14 protein-coding genes and 1 pseudogene are annotated in these 22,477 nt (G+C 39.0%); 6 read left to right on the plus strand and 9 right to left on the minus strand.

Annotated features, from left to right (window positions below; all coding sequences use genetic code 11):
- Nucleotides 1–663: 663 nt before the first annotated feature.
- From HUW48_RS21665 to HUW48_RS21680, 5 genes and pseudogenes are all read right to left on the minus strand, one after another.
- Nucleotides 664–2,379 carry a T9SS type A sorting domain-containing protein gene (locus tag HUW48_RS21665; protein ID WP_182412915.1) on the minus strand — a complete coding sequence of 572 codons (1,716 nt, stop codon included), beginning with the start codon at nt 2,377–2,379 and terminating at the stop codon, nt 664–666.
- 6 nt (nt 2,380–2,385) lie between these two features.
- Nucleotides 2,386–2,553, minus strand: a pseudogene (locus tag HUW48_RS27635) (hypothetical protein); the annotation flags it as partial.
- On the minus strand, nt 2,478–3,644 hold the full coding sequence (locus HUW48_RS21670) for a hypothetical protein (protein WP_182412916.1): 1,167 nt from the start codon (nt 3,642–3,644) through the stop codon (nt 2,478–2,480). The pseudogene HUW48_RS27635 and the gene HUW48_RS21670, both read right to left, overlap by 76 nt.
- 937 nt (nt 3,645–4,581) lie before the next feature.
- Nucleotides 4,582–7,119: an Ig-like domain-containing protein gene (locus tag HUW48_RS21675; protein WP_182412917.1), complete on the minus strand. Its 2,538-nt coding sequence runs from the start codon at nt 7,117–7,119 to the stop codon at nt 4,582–4,584.
- A 551-nt stretch (nt 7,120–7,670) separates the two neighbouring features.
- On the minus strand, nt 7,671–10,646 hold the full coding sequence (locus HUW48_RS21680; RefSeq protein ID WP_182412918.1) for an Ig-like domain-containing protein: 2,976 nt from the start codon (nt 10,644–10,646) through the stop codon (nt 7,671–7,673).
- Nucleotides 10,647–11,734: 1,088 nt separating this feature from the next.
- On the opposite strand from HUW48_RS21680, the gene HUW48_RS21685 reads away from it, so the two are divergent.
- The 6 genes from HUW48_RS21685 to HUW48_RS21710 all read left to right on the plus strand — a co-directional run bounded on the left by HUW48_RS21685 (nt 11,735) and on the right by HUW48_RS21710 (nt 18,414).
- Nucleotides 11,735–12,550 carry an MlaE family ABC transporter permease gene (locus HUW48_RS21685; protein WP_182412919.1) on the plus strand — a complete coding sequence of 272 codons (816 nt, stop codon included), beginning with the start codon at nt 11,735–11,737 and terminating at the stop codon, nt 12,548–12,550.
- 19 nt (nt 12,551–12,569) lie between these two features.
- Complete coding sequence (locus HUW48_RS21690) at nt 12,570–13,343, plus strand: ABC transporter ATP-binding protein (RefSeq protein WP_182412920.1); 774 nt, start codon at nt 12,570–12,572, stop codon at nt 13,341–13,343.
- Between the two features lie 106 nt (nt 13,344–13,449).
- Nucleotides 13,450–14,478, plus strand: coding sequence for an MlaD family protein (locus HUW48_RS21695; RefSeq protein ID WP_182412921.1), 1,029 nt, complete (start codon nt 13,450–13,452; stop codon nt 14,476–14,478).
- A 50-nt stretch (nt 14,479–14,528) separates the two neighbouring features.
- Entirely contained in the window at nt 14,529–15,422 is an 894-nt protein-coding gene (locus HUW48_RS21700; RefSeq protein WP_182412922.1) for a YitT family protein, read from the plus strand.
- A 416-nt stretch (nt 15,423–15,838) separates the two neighbouring features.
- Nucleotides 15,839–16,936 carry a signal peptidase I gene (gene lepB, locus HUW48_RS21705; protein WP_182412923.1) on the plus strand — a complete coding sequence of 366 codons (1,098 nt, stop codon included), beginning with the start codon at nt 15,839–15,841 and terminating at the stop codon, nt 16,934–16,936.
- A gap of 344 nt (nt 16,937–17,280) precedes the next feature.
- A complete protein-coding gene (locus tag HUW48_RS21710; protein ID WP_182412924.1) occupies nt 17,281–18,414 on the plus strand; it encodes a Gfo/Idh/MocA family protein in 1,134 nt (377 codons plus the stop codon).
- A gap of 191 nt (nt 18,415–18,605) precedes the next feature.
- On the opposite strand, the gene HUW48_RS21715 is transcribed toward HUW48_RS21710, so the two are convergent.
- The 4 genes from HUW48_RS21715 to HUW48_RS21730 form a co-directional block, all read right to left on the minus strand.
- Entirely contained in the window at nt 18,606–18,944 is a 339-nt protein-coding gene (locus HUW48_RS21715) for a hypothetical protein (RefSeq protein WP_182412925.1), read from the minus strand.
- A 376-nt stretch (nt 18,945–19,320) separates the two neighbouring features.
- Nucleotides 19,321–19,986, minus strand: a complete 666-nt coding sequence (locus HUW48_RS21720; protein ID WP_246343573.1) for an SGNH/GDSL hydrolase family protein — start codon at nt 19,984–19,986, stop codon at nt 19,321–19,323.
- A 26-nt stretch (nt 19,987–20,012) separates the two neighbouring features.
- On the minus strand, nt 20,013–21,044 hold the full coding sequence (locus tag HUW48_RS21725; protein WP_182412926.1) for a LacI family DNA-binding transcriptional regulator: 1,032 nt from the start codon (nt 21,042–21,044) through the stop codon (nt 20,013–20,015).
- A 112-nt stretch (nt 21,045–21,156) separates the two neighbouring features.
- Nucleotides 21,157–22,428 carry a lysophospholipid acyltransferase family protein gene (locus tag HUW48_RS21730; RefSeq protein WP_182412927.1) on the minus strand — a complete coding sequence of 424 codons (1,272 nt, stop codon included), beginning with the start codon at nt 22,426–22,428 and terminating at the stop codon, nt 21,157–21,159.
- Nucleotides 22,429–22,477 lie beyond the last annotated feature (49 nt).

Raw genomic sequence — 22,477 nt, forward strand, 5'->3', positions numbered from 1 at the left:
TTAAGCTTTTGGGTGCATAAGTAATGAAATATTAATTGCTTTTTACTACGAACCCGATATCCAGTTTAGTAAATTACTTTTGTCCAGTCACTTATATTAAAAATATAGAAAAGAGTTCTAAGTAAACATAGATTTCACGATATTTATTCTTAGTTATTTATATAATATTTTGACTATTTATTGTTGTGAGAACAAATTCTGGTAGAACTATTCTGGCTTAAAAATCATAATTTTTGGCAAGAGAAACAGCAATAATTTTTAAGCTGGATGGTTAATGTATACGAAACACATTTACTAATAGACCTATTTATATTTCTTTTATAATGAAATATTTTAGAAGCAAATTTTTATTCTTTATAATCCCTTCCCCTTCCTCTTTAATAAACAAAATAAGGCTAGTTTTAAAACACGCTCTAAAGGGTCTTCTTGAACCACTATTTTTACTTTAATGGCATACCTCTTATACCCCATAGTATTTAACGGTTCCCTATTCAAATTAAGGTTAAACCATAATGGTAAAACCCGGCAGGTTTTAAAAATCTACCGGGTTTGAACGAAGGAAGATTCTTTTTACTATTTGGTATAACTTATAGGATACAACTAAAATAAAAAAGGAACTGCCACTTACGTAACAGTTCCTTGGTAATAAAAAAGCTAAACGTGTTATTCTATAACTACCTTGGTTTGCGTATTACCCGAAATGCCCGAAGCCTTTAAAATATAAATGCCTTGTAACATTTGGTTTCCTAAAACTATATCTTGTCTACCAGTTCCTTGTTCATCGGTTACCAGAGTAGAAGTTTGTATAATTTGCCCTACGGCATCGTGCAAAGTTAGAGTAACAGATTCCTGCGCACTAAAATTTTTCACTTCTGCGTGCAAGTTGTCGCCCTGGGTCGGATTAGGATAAACGGCTACACTTAAACCAGTTTCCTCGCTGCTAAATTCCGTAAACGGATCGGTAACTACTCTTTCTGCTATGGCACTGCCACTAGTTGCAGGTTTATCGGCTTTTAGTAAAGTAATGCGCGGCTGGCCATCACCATTGCCATCGTAATATTCAGACAAGTACAGGTTACCGGTTTTTACATCTTCTATTACATCAAGTGGGTTAGAGAATGGCCTGCGTAAACCTGGTACTTGAATACCCTCGGTAGCGGTGATGCTGTTTGGATTAGTAGAACTTGGCGCTAATATCATTAAATCATCACCCCCGCTAAAGCGGCACACCAGCATTTTGCCTCTTAGTTTACCGCCAAAAGCGTTGCTTCTGTATTCAATGATACCATTCGGTGACTTGTTTAAACCGAAGTTGTAAATATAACCCCGATAATTTGGTTCTTTTGGGGTACCTACTTTGTAGGCTACTATCTCGCCCGGATCAGTATTGCTGGTTGGGTTACCGCCATTTAAAATAAACTCGTGGCGTAAAATGTTGGGGTGTCCGTAATACCCACCTTTTACTACTCTAAATAAGTAATCGTTCATAGTTTGGCGCACATCCGTCATAGACGAAATACTGGAGCCTGTATACTTGGCCCCACTAGACCATAAGGTACCCGATGGTAAACCCGGAGTATTGCCACCAGCAGCCGAACCATTACCCGGAACGTACAACGAGCCATTTGAATGCCACACTAAATCATAGGCATTACGCACGCCGGTTGCGTAAATAGTTAATGGAGCGCTGCTGGAATATGGATTATACGAACCACCGTCCTGGGTTTTTACATTGATGGGTAAACCTTGTTTTTGAGCCTTATTAATATCTAACCGTAAAATAGCCGCATTTAGCAGTCTTTCGGCCCGGTTCCCCCAAGCTCCGTCCTGCAAACCCATAGCCGAGTTACTACCCTGCGGGAAATACAAAGCGCCATCCGGCCCAAAAGTAAGACTGTTGGTAGAATGGTCTTTATACGAACGAGGTAAGTTTACTACGTAATCAATCACCTGCGGACTAGACGGATTGTTTAGATTAATCCGCGAGATTTTACCCGACCAATCCGGCGCATTAATAAACACCGGCGAAGAATGGCTGATCCAGGCAATTAAGTTGCTGGAAGTAGACGAAGGAGCAAAACGTAGACCAATCAGCAAGCGGCGACTAGAGCCAAATGGCGAAATCCGGACGTGGTTGGTAATGGTACCATCTGCCTTTATATCCCAACGTTCAATCTTACCGCCCGAAGTAGTAGCATATAAACGATGATCCGGACCCACTACTAGCGAGGTAAAACCATCGCTGCCGAAAGAAGTTGTAATTAAAGTTTTTTCGGTAAAGGATACTCCGCTTAAATTACCAGTAGGCTGGGGAGTAGTGCCGCTGGTTTTAAAGCGGGAGGTAAATGGAATAAAGGCATGACCTTTATCATCTTTCACGCCATCGCTAATCTGAAATTCGTACGTAGTATTGGCTTTTAAAGGAGCCGATAGGGTAATGGCATCGCCGGCCGCTGAGGCATTAACGGCAGTACCACTTACTTGCGCTTTACTGCCGGTAGAACTAACCGTATATAATTTAACGGTGCTAGTATTAACCGTATTTCCGTTAATGGCGTTACCCCCGGATACGTTAAATCTACGGAAACAGATTGATCTAAAGACACATTAGTAGCACCATCTGCCGGACGTACGGCTGTAGCATATGGCCGTACGTTGGGAGTACTACCCGCCTTTACTACTACAATGTACGTATTTTTAGAACCAATTGCCGGACTAGCCAGGTTGCCGCCTAATGTAACAGTACCTGCCGCAAAAGATTTGCTGTAAACTTGTAAATAACTAATTCGGGGATCATTAATTCCAATCCTTTCCGAAAGCTTCTGCCAACCGTTCATCCAGGATGGCAATTGGGTAGCTAAGGGGTCGTAAGCTACATAAACAGTTGCACTCTGGCTAATCTTAAAAGAAACTGCCTTGGTGCCGGTAAAATATTTATCATCGTTGGGGGTTTTTATAGAAGCTTGCTTACTTAATAAAGCCGGAACAGAAGTTATCTGATAAGTTCGATCGGTGTAGAAAGCTGTACCTGTATTTAAAGTAGATAGAGCATATTTATTACCTGTATAAGACTGAATATTACTAACCAAGCTGGTGCTTGTTGTTTGGTTAGTTACTTTAAAGGTAATAGTTAAAGCCGTACCAGCCGTACCAGAGCCATCCGGTCCGGAGTAAGGAGTGCATTTTAAAGTATAGCTACCATTAGCTGGTTTCCAGGAATAATAATCGCCTTTACTATCGCCAAATAAAGCATAAGGCTTTTCGGTTTGCATTTGAGTATGTGCCTGTGTACCACTCAAATTAAATATTACGCTACCTACAGTAGATGGATCGGTATCTGCCCGAATACTAAGATTTTGGGTAGGTAAATTTGCCAGGTTTAAAGTAGCGCCGTTGGCAATTTTCTGAATCTCTCCGTTTGTATTTGCATTTATTAAGGTGAAACTAGTTACTCTCTCTCCGGCGAAAGGGGCAGGGTTATTAATAGTAGAAGAATTTGTTTTTTTTACCTTGGCGGTTTCTTTTAGATTAAACGCCAAAACATGATTTTGCCAACCAATTACTGAACTTAGAAGCAGAACTACAAGCCACTTCTTTTTTAAGAACTCTCCAGATTTTAAATAAAAAGTAAATTTCTTTTTCATAATAGTAAATAAAACAGAATGGTAAAAGTGATGAGATAGAATTGGAAAACATCTGATTCAGGTAAACAAAATATTTACTCTTGAAAATCAGTCAGGCAGAAGGGAATTGAAATTATGCTGAGGCTACGCTTTGACAACCCTCAGGAGAGATATAAATTGAACGATAAAAATAATCTGCTACCCTAATAATTCTAGTTAAGAAATCAATTGTAAGCATAATCTTTTGTAGTGTTAAGAAATTATTCTGAATCGCAAAATTTGCAAATCTCTTAATTACATAGTCAATCTATTTATAAATATAATGCTATAGTTTAAACGAACAAATATTTATAGTTCTATTTAGTATTCAAATGACAATTATCAGTATTTGTACCTGAATTAAAATAAATAGCATTATACTCTGTACATTTATTATTTAATTAATACAGACCTCTGAAAGTAAGCTTTATATACTTAGTTAAACCTGTAAACAGGCAGTTACTTTTTAGGCGTTTTCGGATGGAAAGAAGATAGTTTATTTCTCAAGCCTGGTTGCATTTTTTAGAATTAAAATCTGCCGAAGAGTGTAATAGGGCTTTATTAAGATTTTGAAATACTCGTTTTAATAAATACCTCTTTTATCCAATCTATGTATATATCTTATTAATAAACAGATTGTTACCTGATAATTAAGAAAACTTTATAATAACTATTATAGCAAATTGGTTTTTGGGCTAGCATTAGAGCATTTTAAGATTAAGTACCGTAATTAACAGCTATTTTATTAGCAGTGGAAAAGCAAACTTCTATAAAATAGGGAAAGAAGTATTTCATGGAATGGCCACCAGAAAAGGGATATAATCAGAAAATAATAGGTAGAAAAATTACTATATTACTATGAAAATAAAAAGGACTACCCTTTACAAGGTAGTCCCTTAATAAGAAAATACGTTAAAATTTATTCAATTACTACTTTGGTCTGGGTATTACCCGAAGCACTGGCTGCTTTCAGAATATAAACGCCTCGCAGTACTTGCTGATGCAAAGCTATATCCTGGCTTCCTGCACCCTGATCATCTGTAACCAAGGTAGAGGTTTGAATTACCTGGCCCACTGCATCATGTAAAGTCAACGTAACTTTTTCCTGGAAGCCAAAGTTTTTCACTTCTGTGTGCAAATTATCTCCTGTACTCGGATTAGGAAAAACGGCTACACTTAAACCAGTTTCCTCGCTGCTAAATTCTGTAAACGGATCGGTAACTACTCTTTCTGCTATGGCACTGCCACTAGTAGCAGGTTTATCGGCTTTCAGTAAAGTAATGCGCGGCTGACCATCGCCATTCGCATCGTAATACTCAGACAAGTACAGGTTACCAGTTTTCACATCTTCTATTACATCTAAAGGATTGGCAAATGGCCGGCGTAAACCTGGCACTTTAATACCTTCGGTAACAGTAATGCTGTTCGGATTAGTAGAACTTGGCGCTAATACCATTAGATCATCGCCCCCGCTAAAGCGGCACACCAGCATTTTACCTCTTAGTTTCCCACCAAAAGCGTTGCTTTTGTATTCAATAATACCGTTTGGTGACTTGTTTGTTCCAAAATTATAGATATAGCCTCGGTAATTCGGTTCTTTAGGAGTACCTACTTTATATGCGGTTACTTCGCCGGGATCACTTCCGCTAGTTGGGTTACCACCATTTAAAATAAACTCGTGGCGTAAAATGTTGGGGTGTCCGTAATACCCTCCTTTTACTACTCTAAATAAGTAATCGTTCATAGTTTGGCGTACATCTGTCATCACTGGTATACTGGAGCCTGTATACTTCGCCCCGTTCGACCATACAGTACCAGATGGCAAAGCTGGAGTATTACCACCCGCCGCTGAACCGTTAGTGGGTACGTACAAAGCCCCGTTCGAATGCCACACCAGATCATACGCATTCCGCACCCCGGTCGCGTAAATAGTTAATGGAGCGCTGCTGGAATATGGATTATAAGTTCCTCCTTCCTGAGTCTTCACGTTAACCGGCAAACCTTGTTGCTGTGCTTTGGTAATATCTAAACGTAACACAGCACCATTTAAAATTTTCTCTGGCCGGTTACCCCAGGCTCCGTCCAAAGAACCCATGGCAGTAGCACTACCTTGAGTAAAATATAACGCACCGTCTGATCCGAAATCAATACTGTTGGTAGAATGGTCTTTGTACGAACGCGGTAAGTTAATTACGTAATCAACCACCTGTGGGCTGGATGGATTGTTTAAGTTAATCCGCGAAATCTTGCCCGACCACTCGGGAGCACTTGTAAATAACGGAGAAGAATGGCTAATAAAAGCAATTAAGTTACTAGCTGTTGCGGAAGGAGCAAAATGAAAACCAATCAGCAATCGGCGGCTCGATCCAAAAGGCGAAATAGTTTTATGGTTGGTAATAGTGCCATCTGTCCGAATGTCCCAACGTTCAATTTTACCGCCCGAAGTAGCTGCGTATAAGCGGTGGTCTGGTCCGATCACGAGGGTAGTAAAGCCATCGCTTCCGAAAGAAGTAGTAATTAAAGTTTTCTCGGTGAAAGACACGCCATCTAAGTTTCCGGGTGGGGTTGCTGTACTGGTAGTTTTAAAACGTGAAGTAAACGGAATCAAAGAATTACCATTATCATCTTTTACCCCACTCGTAATCTGGAATTCGTAAGTGGTGCTTAATTTAAGAGGAGCCGATAAAGTTACAGCATCGCCGGCCGCCGTTGAATTAACGGTAGTACCGCTTACCTGGGTTTTAGTACCGGTAGAACTCACCGAATATAATTTAACAGTACTAGTGTTTACCGTAGTGGTTCTTATGTAATTACCGCCTGGGTATCTTAAATCAACGGATACAGACTGATCTAACGCTATATTAGTAGCACCATTGGCTGGCCGCACCGCGGTTACATACGGACGTATACTGGTTGTGCCGGTTTCTACAGTAAAGGAAATAGTTAAAGCTGTACCTGCTGTACCAGAACCTGCCCCACCCGTGTAGGGCGTACATACGAGTTTGTAACTACCATTGGTAGGTACCCAAGGATAATAATCCCCACCCGAATCACCAAATAAAGCATAAGGCTTTTCGGTTTGCATTTGAGTTAAAGACTGAGAACCACTTAAAACAAATCTAACACTACCTACTGTAGCCGGGTCGGTATTAGCCCGGATATTCAGGTTTCTGGTAGGCAAACTGGAAAGCTTTAAAACAGCACCATTGGCAATTGTTTGAATAGGCTGCTCATTATCCGCATTTATTAACGTAAAACTAACAACTCTTTGTAGGGCGTAAGCAGCACGCGTTACAGAGGTAGAATGGGTGTTAGGCGCAGTAGCACTATTTGCTTTAGCGAGAGAAGTGGAGCCATTGGCCTGCATTCCCCACACCAAACTGAGGAGTAAAGTTACCGACCATTTTCTAATAAATAAATCCGTGAACTTTTGATAATAAGTAGATACTTTTTTCATAAACAAATAATAAATAGGAACTATTACTTAACAATTAATTATAAACTGATTAAAAGGCAACTTTCTAATTTTGGATCTATCGCGTTTTCAACTCTCTTTAATTAACCTGGCTGATTAAAAGGATTAAATTTAAGTTAGGATATGTTGCTTGAAAATGGAATAAGCCATTTCATTTTTTTTTACTAAACAGATGCCGCATATAATTTAGCTTAGATGTTTATTTAAGAAAAATTTTTCAAAAGTATAAAAGTTAAAACTTTAAACAACATTATTTTGGCGCAATATACTTTATAAATATAATAGTATCTAAAGTAAATACAAATTTTTGCACAACTATATTTAGATTTTATTACTTAAACCAGGAATACAATCTAAAGAAGAATAAATTTGAATTTTAAAATTTGTTAGATCAAAATTGGATTAAATATAAACTGGCACATATCCCAATCAAGCTAATAATTGGTTTTTAGTACCATTAAAAATAAAGGGAACTGCCCCTTAAATGGACAGTTCCCTTGTACTATAATAGTTTATAGAAGAAAAAGCAGCGTTTATTCTATCACTACCTTTGTTTGGGTATTTCCTGAAATTCCGGCTGCTTTTATTATGTAAACGCCGCGCACTAATTGCGTCTTATTTAAGGCTATATCCGCGCTGCTATTTCCTTGTTCGTCTGTAACCACCGAAGTAGCATGTACCACCTGGCCGACTACATCGTGCAAGGTAAGCGTAATACCTTCCTGCGCCGAGAAATTTTTTACTTCTACGTGCAGGTTATTGCCTGAATTTGGATTTGGATACACACTTACGGCTAAACCCGATTCTTTTATAACCTCCGTGTCTATAACGCTTGCTACTCTTTTGGCAACGGTACCGCTGGTAGCAGGTTTATCGGCTTTTAGTAAAGTAATGCGCGGCTGACCATCGCCATTGCCATCGTAATACTCAGATAAATATAGGTTACCAGTTTTTACATCTTCTATTACATCAAGTGGGTTAGAGAATGGCCGACGGAAACCTGGTATTTTAATACCTTCGGTAGCGGTAATGCTGTTCGGATTAGTTGAACTTGGTGCTAACACAATTAAATCGTCGCCCCCGCTAAAGCGGCAAACCAGCATTTTACCTCTTAACTTACCCCCAAAAGCGTTGCTCTTATACTCAATAGCTCCGTTTGGAGAAATGTTCAAGCCAAAATTATAAATGAAGCCCCGGTAATTTGGTTCTATAGGTGTTCCTACTGGGTAACCTACTAACTCTCCCGGATCAGTATTGCTGGTTGGGTTACCCCCGTTCATAATGTATTCGTGTCGTAGAGCATTGGGGTGCCCATAATAACCGCCTTGTACTACTCTAAACAAATAATCGCTTTGGGTTTGACGCACATCGTTCATAGCCGGGATACCTGGGCCTGTATACGTTTTGCCATTCGACCATATTGTGCCATTAGGTAAAGCAGGCGTATTGCCACCAGCAGCCGAACCATTAGCCGGAATGTACAACGAGCCATTCGAGTGCCACACTAAATCATAGGCATTGCGCACTCCGGTTGCGTAAAGAGTTAAAGGCGCGCCGCTAGCGTATGGGTTATAAATACCGCCTTCTTGGGTTTTTACATTAATCGGCAATCCTTGCTGTTGGGCCTTATTAATATCTAACCGTAAAATAGCGGCGTTTAGCAGTCTTTCGGCCCGGTTCCCCCAAGCTCCGTCCAGAGAACCCATGGCAGAATTACTACCCTGCGGGAAATACAAAGCACCATCGGGTCCAAAATCCAGGCTGTTAGTAGAATGATCTTTATACGAACGAGGTAAGTTCACTACGTAATCAATCACCTGCGGACTAGACGGATTGTTTAAGTTAATCCGGGAGATTTTACCCGACCAATCCGGCGCATTGGTAAACACCGGCGAAGAATGGCTGATCCAGGCGATTAAGTTGCTGGAGGTAGACGAAGGAGCAAAACGTAGACCAATCAGCAAACGGCGACTGGTTCCAAATGGCGAAATCCGGACGTGGTTAGTAATGGTACCATCTGCTTTTATGTCCCAACGTTCAATCTTACCGCCCGAAGTAGTAGCATATAAACGATGATCCGGACCCACTACTAGCGAGGTAAAACCATCGCTGCCGAAAGAAGTTGTAATTAAAGTTTTTTCGGTAAAAGATACTCCGCTTAAATCACCGGGATCATTTGGGGTTGCACTAGTAGTAGTAAACCGAGAAGCAAAAGGAACCAAAGCATTACCATTATCATCTTTCACGCCATCGCTAATCTGAAACTCGTACGTAGTACTGGCTTTTAAGGCCGCGGACAAGGTAATAGCATCGCCAGCCGCCGTAGAGTTAACCGCAGTGCCGCTTACTAAGGCTTTAACGCCCGTAGAACTAACTGTATATAATTTAACAGTATTGGTATTTACTGTACTTCCGTTAATGGAATTGCCACCCGGATACTTTAAATCTACAGAAACAGACTGATCTAGTAAAACGTTGGTAGCTTCATCAGCAGGACGCACCGCCGTTACATAAGGGCGAACATTAGTAACTCCGGATGGTTTTACTACTACAATGTATGTATTCTTAGAACCAACTGCCGGACTAGCCAGGTTGCCGCCTAAAGTAACGGTACCTGCCGCAAAAGTTTTGCTGTAAACGTCTAAATAACTAATACGAGGGTCATTAATTCCAATTCGGTCAAATGATTTTTGCCAGCCGGTCATCCAGCCTGGTAATTTAGTAGCTACCGGATCATAAGCCACGTAAACCGTAGAACTCTGGCCAAGCTGAAAGGTGAATGCCGTAGAACCAGTAAAGTATTTATCGTCGTTAGGCGTTTTAATAAATGCCTCTCCGTTTAAGGAAGCGGGCAAAGAGGTAATTTTATAAGTCCGATCGGTATAGAAAGGAACCCCTACCGCTAAATTAGACTGGGCATAGCTATGACCAGTATACGATTTAATGTTACTTATTAAACTGGTTGAACTCTGGCTTACTACTTTAAAAGTAATAGTTAAAGTAGTACCGGCCGTTCCGGAAGCCGCACTGCCCACATAAGGAGTACATCTAAGGGTATAGCTTCCTAGAGTAGGAATCCATGGATTATAATCGCCACCGGCATCGCCAAATAAGGCGTATGGCTTACCAGTTTGCGTTTCTGTCCGAATTTGAGCGCCGGTTAACTCAAACTTTACACTTCCTACTGTAACGGGGTCAGTATCGGCTCGAATATTAAGATTTTTGGTTGGTAAAGTAGATAAATTTAAAGTTGCACCGTTGGCAATTTTTTGAATAGGCTGTTCCGTATCGGCATTAATCAGGGTAAAGCTTATTATTCTTTGGCCCGCGAAAGCAATACCATTTTTAGTAGTTGAGTAATAGTTTTTGCTGTTCCCTTTGGCTGCACTGGCAGCATAACTGGTTACGTTTAACTGGATACCGAATATCAAGGCGAAAAGAAGCGTAGTAAGTAACCTTCTATTTGATAATTCTATAAACCTTTGATAAGGGGTAATTTCTTTTTTCATACAAATTTAAAATACACTATGATTAAACAATAAGCTAAAAAACAGGATTCATCAGATAAAATAGGATAAGGTACGTAGCATATACCTCTCCAAATCTGTCAGGCAGAATGGATATTGAAGTGACTTATAAACATCGAAAAGTTTGGATGTTTTAATGCAGAAACTGTCGTTTTCGGAGAAACTTTAACTAGCTGTTACTCTAACACTTCTAGTAATAATTTTTATGTATGCTCAGGACGTATTTATAGATTGAAAAATTATTTGGAACATTTGAACATTTCTAATTTAACCATTATAATATAATTAGCTGGTTATAGCTAAGTCAATATAAATTTAAATATAATGCGGACATTATGAGGCACAAACTTTACAATATTATTTTTTTACTACTAATTGAATAAACAAGGTTTAGAATTAGTAATAACTCATTTAATTTTAAGCAAATTCACTAAAAACCGAGACTTTATTTTATCTTCTTTTAGAGCAAGAAGTCTAAATTATGCATATATATCTTATTCACTATTAATATTTTATTGCCTTAATATTTTTTTCTGAATTCTAGGTTTAATGTATCTTTTACTATAGCTAAAATGAATAAAAGCTAAAAGGTTCAACTATTACTTAGCGTTTTAACAATTTTTTGTTCTTTCAGCTATAGTTAAATTAAATATTAAATTCACACTATAGATTTATTAATATATAGATTCATTTTAAATTAATATATGCAAGTTGCAGTACTATCCAGGAAAAAACAATACCTATTTTTAGGTATTTGTAAGTTACGCTCCTAAAAGCTGATAAATATTTATACAAAATTTACAATATTTAATATAAATCCTTATACGGACAGTAACTAAAAACAGGTTGCCTAATTATTAAACTAAATTTTATAAAAATATATCTTTATTTGTTTGTACTTTATAATAATAAGTCAGCTTTACGTATAAAGTACAAAATTGTATTTGACCCTTATCTAGGTACTAAAAATTTTATCTTAATAGAATCTAATTTAAAACAATTAACTGCTAGTCCAAACTTATTTACGGTATAACTAGTACTTTTACTTCGGAACCGGTTTATACTACTTTATGGCTCTTACCGACGAAAATACTGACACTAAAAATTCACGCAAGTACGTGCTGTCTAAACGGATGGACCGCTTGTTTCTGGAACTATATTCTATTTACAAGTTCATCGCCCGCTTTTTCCGGGAAGTGTTTGTACCACCTTACGAAGGCAAAGAAATTATAAAGCAATGTTTTGAAATAGGGGTAAAATCATTGCCGCTTATTTCTTTAACCGGGTTTATTATTGGTATTGTTTTCACCAATCAGTCGCGGGTATCTTTAGCCGAATTTGGGGCTACTTCTTGGTTACCAGCGCTTATTTCGGTGGCTATTGTTCGAGCCATGGGGCCTTTGGTAACCGCTTTAATTGCCGCCGGACGAGTAGGCTCCAGCATTGGCGCCGAGCTAGGTTCCATGAAAGTAACCGAACAAATAGAGGCTATGGAAGTATCGGCCACTAACCCGTTCCGTTTCTTAGTGGTAAGTCGGGTACTGGCAACTACTTTTATGGTTCCTTCTTTAATGATGTATATGGTTTTAGTGGCTCTACTGGGGGCCTATGTAAATGTTCATAAAAACGAATTAACCAGTTTTACTACTTATTTCGTACAGGTCTTTAATGCAATAACTTTTTTAGATATTTTTTCTTCTATTATAAAATCATTTGTGTTTGGTTTTACCATTGGCGTAGTAGGTTGCTATAAAGGATACAACTCTTCGAAAGGAACCGAAGGAGTAGGAAAAGCAGCAAACTCCTCGGTAGTAACCGGCATGTTCCTGATTTTTATTGAAGAATTAATTTCGCTGCAAATAATTACCGCGTTAAGAACCATGTAATTCGGCTAGTATAATTTTTATGAAAAAAATAAATCCGAATATTGATAAAAATAATAGAGTAATTTCCATCAGGAATTTAAAGAAATCTTTTGATGATTTTGATGTATTGAAAGGAGTAGACCTGGACTTGTACCAAGGCGAAAACTTAGTAGTTTTGGGCCGGTCTGGTACCGGTAAATCGGTTTTAATTAAAATAATTGCCGGCTTGCTAAAGGCCGATTCAGGGGATATTAATGTTTTAGGCAGTAATTTAAATAACCTTACGCCGGTAGAATTAGATCAGCTTCGTTTAAAAATTGGTTTCTCCTTTCAGAATAGTGCCTTGTACGATAGCATGACTATTCGTGAAAATCTGGAGTTTCCGTTAGTCCGGAATCAGAAGAACTTAAGCCGGCACGAAATTGACCGGATCGTGAATATTGTTTTGGAAGCAGTTGAGCTCTCGCATACCATTAATCAAATGCCATCTGAATTATCGGGAGGCCAGCGCAAGCGAATCGGAATTGCCCGGACTTTGATTCTGAAGCCGGAAATTATGCTTTACGACGAACCAACGGCAGGTCTGGACCCTATTACCAGTATTGAAATTAATAAATTGATTAATGGGGTGCAGAAAAGATTTAATACTTCTTCCATTATTATTACCCACGATTTAACCTGTGCCCGCTCCGTAGGCGACCGGATTGTAATGCTGCTAGATGGGAAATTCCAATACGAAGGTTCATTTGAAGAAGTATTTGCAGCAGCCGATGATCGGGTTAAAGCATTTTACGATTATAATTTTATCGAATAACTTTATTAACCATTAAAAAGTAAAATAGCGGGTCGGGATTAATAGGAGGGCATTCTTCTTTTACCTGGCTCATCACTAACAAACTAAATATTTACCACTTACTTAAATGGGTGTAGCAGAGAACAAACGTTCCGTAATCGTAGGCATATTTATCTTACTGGCCATTATTATTTTTATCAGCGGTGTCTTTCTGTTAGGTGGCCAGCAAAAGCGGTTTGTAAACAGTATCAACATTAAAGCCGTTTTCGACGATGTAGCCGGTTTAAAACCGGGTAATAATGTCTGGTTTTCCGGAGTTAAAATTGGTACGGTTAAAACCATTAATTTCTACGGCGAGTCGCAAGTAGAAATCACCATGAGTATTGAAGAAAAAGTAAGGCAGTTCGTCCGGAAAGACTCTAAAGCTCGGATTAGTTCCGAAAGCTTAATTGGTAACCGTATTATTGTTTTGTTTGGTGGCAGTCCGCAGGCAGCTCCCGTAGAAGAAAACGACCGGGTACTAGCCGAAAACCCACTCGACACCGATGATGTAGTAGAAACTTTACAGGAAAATAACAAGAATTTAGTAAATATAACCCGCGATTTTAAAACGCTTAGTTCCCGGCTGGTACAAGGCCAGGGCACGATGGGAGCTATCCTGAAAGACTCTACTATGGCGGATAATTTTCAGGCAGTGGTAAATAATTTAAGACAAGCTTCTGCTACTACCTTAAAGGCAACCGGTGCTTTGGCCACTTTTACCAACAAACTCAATACATCAAACGGGTTAGCGAGTAAATTTTTAACGGATACAGTAGTTTTCCGGCGTTTAGAGCAATCCGTGGGGAAAATACAACAAAGCACCGCTGCTGCCGCCGATATTACCAGTAACTTAAAACAGGTTAGCGGTAAATTAAACAGCGATTCCAACGCCGTAGGTGTCTTTTTAAACGATGAAGTCTTTGCCGATCAACTTCGCAATACTATGACAAATCTCGAATCCAGCACCGATGAATTGGATGAGACCTTAAAAGCTATTCAAAATAATTTTTTCCTGAAAGGTTACTTCAAACGAAAAGCAGTGCGGGAAGCACGGGAAGCAGCTAAACAAAAAGAAGAGGCAGCCAAACAAAAGGAAAAAATTCAAACCAATTAACAAAATCTCGGCGCCCGGTCGTTCTAGCGAGGCTTGTCAGCTACTATATTATGGCTTCTAATTCTACTACTATTAATGAAGAGCAAAGCGTTGGAACCGCGATAAAAAATATTGTTCTTATTATTTGCGGCATTTTAGCCGCAGCATTTGGCCTAAAAGGTTTTTTGCTTTCCAGCCATTTTATTGATGGGGGTGTTACGGGAATCTCCATGTTGTTGGCTCAAGTATCGGGCTTTCCGCTGTACGTACTTATTTTATTTATTAATCTACCCTTTATTATTTTGGGTTATCGGCAAATGGGCTGGCGCTTTTCTTTTAAAAGTGCGATAGCTATTGCTGGTTTAGCGGTTTGTCTGGCTATAATGCCTTTTCCGGATATTACTCCCGACAGACTATTAACGGCTGTGTTTGGGGGTGTTTTTATTGGCGTCGGAATTGGTTTAGCCATGCGCGGCGGAGCAGTATTAGATGGTACCGAAATAGCAGCTTTAATTGTAAGCAAGAAATATCCGCTGTTAAAAGTAAGCGATTTTATCTTGTTATTGAACATCTTTATCTTTTCGGCCGCTGCCTTTTTACTCAGCATCGAATCAGCTTTATACTCTATTTTAACTTACTTTGCTGCTTCTAAAATGATTGATTTTCTTATTTCGGGTATTGAACAATACACCGGAGTAACCATTGTTTCGGAACAAAGCGAAGAAATCAGGCAAAGTATTACCGAAAAATTAGGCCGGGGTGTTACTATTTACCAGGGCAAGCGCGGTTATGGCAAACGCGGCGATCGTAGTTTAGGTATTGATATTATTTTTACTGTTGTAACTCGTTTCGAAATTCCAGACTTGCGTAATGAAGTAAAACGCATCGACCCAAACGCTTTTTTAATCCAGCACAGCATTGATGATACCGAAGGTGGTATGGTAAAAAAGAAACCTTTGCATTAATAACTTGGCTTTCCATTAGCCCTTTACGTACCCACTTCATTTACTCCTATTTATTTTTTTTGCAGTAGCCTTAATCTTAAAATTGAAATCAAATTTTTGCTCGTTCGTAGCCCTGCTTTTATCCCACTTGCGGAAGAATTTTATTTAGTTTTTCTAAACTATTCAGGCTTTTTTGCCAGGCTCCGTCACCTAAAGGATCCTCCTCAAATTAAAATAGGTTAGTAAAACTACGCTGTTTTAAAATAGATCTAGGCCGTTTTAAAAGCAGTTAGCTGTTTAAAACTCAGGAAATAATTTATCTATTTACTTTTAGCTAACTTTTACTTTTTGTACTACCTAATTATAGGCTACAATATAATTTATGAGCAAATAATCAGTTATATACAGAAAAACTATATTCTGCCTAAATCAACACTATGAGAATATTTTTCCGGAACAAAAAATCAAACCATAAACCAGCTCCTACTAAAAGTATTATCCGCGAGTGGGGCGATGCGCTCATGTTTGCCGTAGTAGCAGCTACTTTAATTCGTTGGGCAACTTTCGAAGCATACGCTATTCCTTCTTCATCGATGGAAAAATCTTTATTGACCGGGGATTATTTGTTTGTAAGTAAACTGCATTACGGCTCCCGTACTCCGGCTACTCCTTTGCAAGTGCCCTTAACGCACCAGACTCTTTGGGGAACAGAACTACCCTCCTATTCTGATTTAATTACTTTACCATCGTTCCGGTTGCCTGGTTTTTCCGAAATCAAGCGCAACGACGCCGTAGTTTTTAACCTTCCCTCCGAAGACCAGCACCCCTTTGACTTAAAAACGCATTACATAAAACGCTGCGTGGGCTTGGCCGGCGATTCTTTTAGTATTAAAAACGCACAGATATATATTAATAATCAACCTATCTCTAATCCGGAGAAAGAGCAATTCCAGTATTACCTTGTTACCGATATGGCATTAAACGAAGAGTTTTTCGCTGATCGGGATATAACAGATTACTTCTCGGCTCCAAATGGTTATGCGGTACATACAAGTCCGGCTAAAGCGAAAGAATTAGCTTCATTGGATTTTATTAAAGAAGTACGGTTTTTACTTTCTCCTGCCGGCGAAGTAGAAGCCGATGTTTTTCCGCAAGCACCAACTATCTACCAATGGAATAAAGATAATTATGGCCCTTTATTCATTCCTAAAAAAGGCACCACTGTTACCATCTCTCCTACTACCCTACCTTTGTATGCCCGCGTTATTACCAAGTACGAGCACAATAAAGATGCGGAAGTATCTAACGGAAAACTTTTTATTCAGGGTAAAGAAACAAAGCTATATACCTTTCAGCAAAACTATTATTTCATGATGGGTGATAACCGGCATAACTCCGAAGACTCGCGTTACTGGGGTTTTGTACCCGAAGACCATGTAGTGGGCAAGGCCGTATTTGTTTGGATGTCAGTAGATCCTAAAGGTGGTTTAACCGATAAAATCCGCTGGAACCGCATATTTACAACCATAGATTAAAAAATAAAATCATGAATTTAGCTGAGCCTTGCTGATAAATCTAGCTTGAGCAATAATAGAAGAAATGTAGCAATTCGCTTTAAATTCTGGTTTATAAAAGTTACTAATTACATTCATGTTTTCTGGAGGCGAAACTTCTCCGAAGCTATCGTCTTCAGAAAACATAATTACAGATTTAGGTAACCGTTTCGCTAGATCAAACCTCAGACAATCAATTTTCTTTTTCCAAATCCAGTAGCCACTTCTTGCTACCACTCCTATAACTAAATGAAAACTGTTATTTTAGTAGCGCCTTGATTTTTTGAACTTATATTTACAGAACACAAATCTATAGCCACTCGCTTATGAATTCTGTTAGTGCCTTTTTCGGTTTCCTTCTTGTTTTTCTTTTTTGCCAAAATATAGCTGCTTTAAGCCAGGTAAAATCATCCAAACCCTTGCGAGTTGGAGTAGCAGGTCTGGTACACGGTCACGTAGGTTGGGTATTTGAAAGTAACAAACGCGGCGATATCGAGATTATTGGCATTGCCGAACCGGATGCCGAATTGGCTCAACGCTATATTAAAAAATATAATTTACCAGCGAGCTTGATTTATTCTGATTTAAATGTGATGCTTACTAAAACCAAACCCGAAGCGGTTACGGCTTTTAATTCCATTTACAATCATTTAGCGGTAGTTCAGGCTTGCGCGCCGCGCGGCATTCACGTGATGGTAGAAAAACCCTTGGCGGTAAGCCTGGATCATGCCCGCCAGATGGAAGTGCTCGTCCGCAAGCACCCGATTCATTTGCTTACCAATTACGAGACTACCTGGTACGGCAGCAATCACAAAGCTTACGACATTATTCATACCGATAAATCACTTGGTTCTATCCGGAAAATGGTGGTACACGATGGTCACCAAGGACCTAAAGAAATTGGAGTGGGTCCCGAGTTCCTGGCCTGGTTAACAGACCCGGTACAAAACGGGGGCGGAGCGCTTATCGACTTTGGCTGCTACGGGGCAAACTTAATTACCTGGCTCATGCAAGGCCAGCGCCCATTATCGGTTACAGCAGTTACCCAACAACTTAAACCCGAAATTTATCCTAAAGTAGACGATGAAGCTACTATTTTGGTAACGTATCCGGGAGCGCAGGGCATTATTCAAGCTTCCTGGAACTGGCCGTACAGCCGCAAAGATTTAGAAATTTACGGACAAGCCGGGGCCGTATTTGCCTTAGATAATACGCATATGCAATTGCGCTTAAAGCCCGATGAACCTGCTAAACCCTATCAGACCGCTTCTTTACAAGCACCCTATAACGATCCGTTCCGGTATTTAACGGCTGTAGTCCGCAACGATATAAAACCTAATGATGATTATAATTTATCTTCTTTGGCTAATAATGTAATAGTAGTAGAAATTTTGGATGCTGCGCGCCGTTCAGCACAATCGGGTAAAACTATTTTACTGGAAAAGGAAAAGACAAAGTAAACTAAATTTATTGTTCTATATTTTACGGCCTAACTTTCACCAGTATTGTTTTCTAGATGATTTATCAAATTCTACGGAGCTATCAAACAGATTCTTTCTCCTAATTAAAACGTAAAATTACTATAAATTTAAAGGCAATATTTTTTAGTAGAAAGAATAAGACGAGCTTGATACTGAGTTGTTAGGTTAAATTAAGCTACTTCTTTAAGAGTAAGTTCGCTGGTTAACTGGCGAAGTAATTTACTCCACAAATCCGCAATCTCCTCGAGCCGGGTTAAATCTAACTTAGGATTAACTAATAACCGGATTTTCCAAAAAGTAGCCATTTCTTCAGCAAACCGGGCTATATCGCCAAAGCTATAGAATGGAGTTAAGTCTGAATCAGACAAAAATTCTTCAGAAAAAGACTTATTGGTATCAAAGGGGCTTTCACAAGATAATACTAAATAATAGTTACCATTGCACTGGCTGTTATTTGTATTATTCTTTTCTACTCTGAGGCTAAAGCTAAAAGTTCTAACTTCGATCATTTTCTTTGTTCTTACTAATTAAATTTGCTATTAATCAAACAAATGTAATACCGTTCTAGTTATTTAGCAAAAATAATGCAATTTTAATTAGAAAAATACAAAATATACCTAGTTAAACCTTATTATGCTCGTTCTCTGTAGGAAATTCCAGCTGTTTATTATCAGCAAAAATAGTCGGCTTTAGAGTTAATAATTTTAATGAACGAATATCATTTTTTCAATAATTACTTTATTTAAACTTAACTTTTTAGAAAATTTTGTCTTAAAAAAATTATTTTATACTATTAAATATTAATTATTTTCTATAAAAGCTAGTTAACAACTTACAAATGCAGCAATTTTCTGACGTAATCTAAAGATAGAAATAAGCAAGCTTCTACTTTAATACCGGACGCACCGCTTCTGCCCAAATGCGATAGCCCGCATCCGTCATGTGTAAGCTATCAGCGCGATAGAGAGATGGATTAAACTTACCGGATGGTAATAACATTCGGCTGTACACATCCACATAAGTAGCGTGTTTTTGTGCAGCCAGGTATTGTTGGATGAGCTGATTGGTTTGGGTAATAACTGGGATTAAGTTTTTGCGGGATGGGCTAGGTTTTATTGAAATAAAGGTGATGTTAGTCTTTCGATTATTTTCTCTGATTTTTTGAAACAAAGATTTAAAATCAGCCATAACCTGTTCGGGAGTCTTACCGGCGGCCAAGTCGTTATCGCCTACGTAAATTACTACTTGCTTCGGATGATAAGGCAAAATCAAACGATCGGCAAAGTGTACTACTTCAAAAGTCTGAGAACCTCCAAAACCCCGGTTTAAAATCTTTTTACCCGGAAAATCCTGATTGAGGGTTTTCCAAAGCCGAATAGACGAACTACCAGTAAACACAATAGGTTTGCGCGGAGGCGCACTTAGTTTATCTTGCTGCTCTAAAGTTGAAATTTCTTTTTCCCATTTCTGAAAATCCTGCGCTTGCAGAGAGCCAACAAACAATAATAAGCTAATAAACAAAGACAGAATTAAACTTTTCAGGCGGTACATAAGCGTAGTGATTCTTTAAACAATTCCTATTTTATCAGGCTTCTATCTGAAGATTTATTTACTAATAATTTAGTTTCTAATACAATAGTTTGCGGAGTAAAATCCTCCGGGTCTGCTTCTATTTGCTCTAAAAACAAACGGGCGGCTGCTCTTCCCATGTCTACGGGATACTGCATAACGGTAGTTAACGCCGGATCTAAAATAGATGAAGTAGCTTCGTTCCCAAAACCCACCAAAGCAATATCCTGCGGAATACGTAATCCGGCGGCTTTTATTGCCAGCATCGCCCCAATAGCTACCCGGTCGCTAATAGCAAAAATTCCATCGGGCGGGTTTTCTGATTGAATCCAATGGTTAGTAGCATCTATGGATTTCTGCCGGTCAAAATCTACGTGCTTCACTAAGGTTTCCTCCACCGGAATATTATTCTGGCGCAAGGCGTCGAGGTAGCCATTTTTGCGGTTAGCGGTAATCTGTAGTTTTTCTGGCCCAGCTAGGTGAGCAATCCGTTTACAACCAACGGCTATTAAATGATTAACAGCAGCTAGGGCTCCCTGATAATCATCTACAATTACTTTTGAGGCTTCAATATCATCGCATACCCGGTCGAATAAAATTAAAGGAATTCCTTTTTTCTGGAGCATTTTAAAATGTTCGGTACTAACCGTACTCCCAGACACCGACACAATTAATCCCGCTACCCGGCTCGATAGCAAAGCCTGAATATTATTTATTTCTGTTTGTTCTGACTCGTTCGACTGACAAATCATTACGTTAAAACCAGCCGCCGAAGCAACTTCCTGAATGCCACTTATAGCCGAAGCAAAAAACTGGACAGCTATATCCGGAATAATAACCCCTAAAATATTAGTACGACTTTTTACTAAACTTAAAGCAATAGAATTAGGCTGGTAATCTAACTCGGCGGCTAAATCCAATACAGCTTTTTTTGTATCCGCATTAATATCCGGCGAACCCCGTAAAGCCCTAGAAACTGTAGAAACCGATATATTTAACTGCTGCGCAATATCTTTAATGGTAACCGGTCTGTTTTTCATACACAATGAGCTTTATCCTGAGGTCGGAAACCCAAGATTCAATTCTCACAAAAATGAACAAAATTTCGTATAAAAAACAACCTAACCCGTGATAATAACTATACTAATAAAATTAAGATTTTATATACCTGGGTGGAGTACCTGCGAGAAAATAACAGCGATATTCTTCGGGATGATTACTATCGGGTAGGGGAATACGTTCCAACATACAAGCGGTGGCAGCGGGTAAGTCACTTATTCGCATTACCATTAAGCCATCCAGCGCATTCGAGAATTTAGGATCAATATTAAAGCCAATAATACGGGCATTTTGCTTCAGGTATTGCTTTAGTAAAATAGGTATTCCTATGTGCTTCGGTTCTATTTCGGCAATTAAATCGTCGAGAGAATGTAAGTTTTGTACATTTTTTTGCAGCAAGGTTTCCGGATAATGGTTTGCTAATCGGTACCTAAACTTCTTTCGGGGCTTGATATACTGCGCTAACTCGGCATCAAAAAAATACTGGGTAATAAAATTAACCATTAGAGCTTTAGATACCTGGGAGAAATAATTGCTTATACTTACCGGCCCTAAAATATACTGATAGCTCAATTTACCGGCTAAATAAGTAGAAAAGCCTTTTTTACCAAATTTCCGGTAAATTTCTTTTCCTTTTCTTAACCTGTAGGCTCCCACAATCAGGTGGTTCTGGTGGTCGTATAAAAACAGATGATAGTAATGAGCATCATATTGATCCAGATCGGTTGCCTGGTTGGTGCCCTCGCCCACTTGCCGGAAAGTAAGTTCACGCAAACGCCCAATTTCCCGAATAACACAAGGCATTTCTGCTTGACGAGCCATATAAACCGCGTATTGATGATGGGAGAACAAATGGCTGGCGGGTTTTAAATTTTTAATATCGTTTAAAATGGACTCATTATCTGTTTCTGGCAGCAATGGCTTAGGCGCAGAGACGTATTTAAACACCGTAGGCACAGCTGGCCGGAAAAAAGAAGATCCAAGGGCATATGTTTTAGCGCGGAGGTAAGCCAATAAATCTGGATTAGACAAACCATGTAAGCTAGTATAAGATATTGGCTTACCAATTCGGATTTTAATACAAACGCCTTGCTTGTTAAATAATTCGGCGGGTAAACGGGCCGTGCGTAACAAAGGATGAACCAAGCCTAATAAATTAAACGAGAAGCTGTTACTTCCGGTAAAATAAACGGGTAATACAGGTACTTTCGCTTTACTAATAAGCCGACCAACGGCAGGTTGCCAGGTCGGATCACTCACGTTATACTCTTCCACAGCTTGTAAGCTCGACACTTCTCCGCCCGGAAAAATACCCAATGGACCATCGTTATGAATGAGATCTAAGGCATTGCGTAAACCTGGCACATTAAACAGATCGTGGGTTTTAAAAGGATTTACCGGTATAAAATAATCT

Origin of the sequence: Adhaeribacter radiodurans (genome assembly GCF_014075995.1) — a bacterium.
In the GTDB taxonomy this organism is placed as follows: domain Bacteria; phylum Bacteroidota; class Bacteroidia; order Cytophagales; family Hymenobacteraceae; genus Adhaeribacter; species Adhaeribacter radiodurans.

Bases quoted from the DNA above. Each gene is read 5' to 3' on its own strand.
- HUW48_RS21725 (WP_182412926.1), bottom strand. From the start codon at position 21,044: ATGAAAAACAGACCGGTTACCATTAAAGATATTGCGCAGCAGTTAAAT.
- HUW48_RS21700 (WP_182412922.1), top strand. From the start codon at position 14,529: ATGGCTTCTAATTCTACTACTATTAATGAAGAGCAAAGCGTTGGAACC.
- HUW48_RS21695 (WP_182412921.1), top strand. From the start codon at position 13,450: ATGGGTGTAGCAGAGAACAAACGTTCCGTAATCGTAGGCATATTTATC.
- HUW48_RS21675 (WP_182412917.1), bottom strand. From the start codon at position 7,119: ATGAAAAAAGTATCTACTTATTATCAAAAGTTCACGGATTTATTTATT.
- HUW48_RS21715 (WP_182412925.1), bottom strand. From the start codon at position 18,944: ATGATCGAAGTTAGAACTTTTAGCTTTAGCCTCAGAGTAGAAAAGAAT.
- lepB (WP_182412923.1), top strand. From the start codon at position 15,839: ATGAGAATATTTTTCCGGAACAAAAAATCAAACCATAAACCAGCTCCT.
- HUW48_RS21685 (WP_182412919.1), top strand. From the start codon at position 11,735: ATGGCTCTTACCGACGAAAATACTGACACTAAAAATTCACGCAAGTAC.
- HUW48_RS21670 (WP_182412916.1), bottom strand. From the start codon at position 3,644: ATGAAAAAGAAATTTACTTTTTATTTAAAATCTGGAGAGTTCTTAAAA.
- HUW48_RS21680 (WP_182412918.1), bottom strand. From the start codon at position 10,646: ATGAAAAAAGAAATTACCCCTTATCAAAGGTTTATAGAATTATCAAAT.
- HUW48_RS21690 (WP_182412920.1), top strand. From the start codon at position 12,570: ATGAAAAAAATAAATCCGAATATTGATAAAAATAATAGAGTAATTTCC.
- HUW48_RS21710 (WP_182412924.1), top strand. From the start codon at position 17,281: ATGAATTCTGTTAGTGCCTTTTTCGGTTTCCTTCTTGTTTTTCTTTTT.
- HUW48_RS21720 (WP_246343573.1), bottom strand. From the start codon at position 19,986: ATGTACCGCCTGAAAAGTTTAATTCTGTCTTTGTTTATTAGCTTATTA.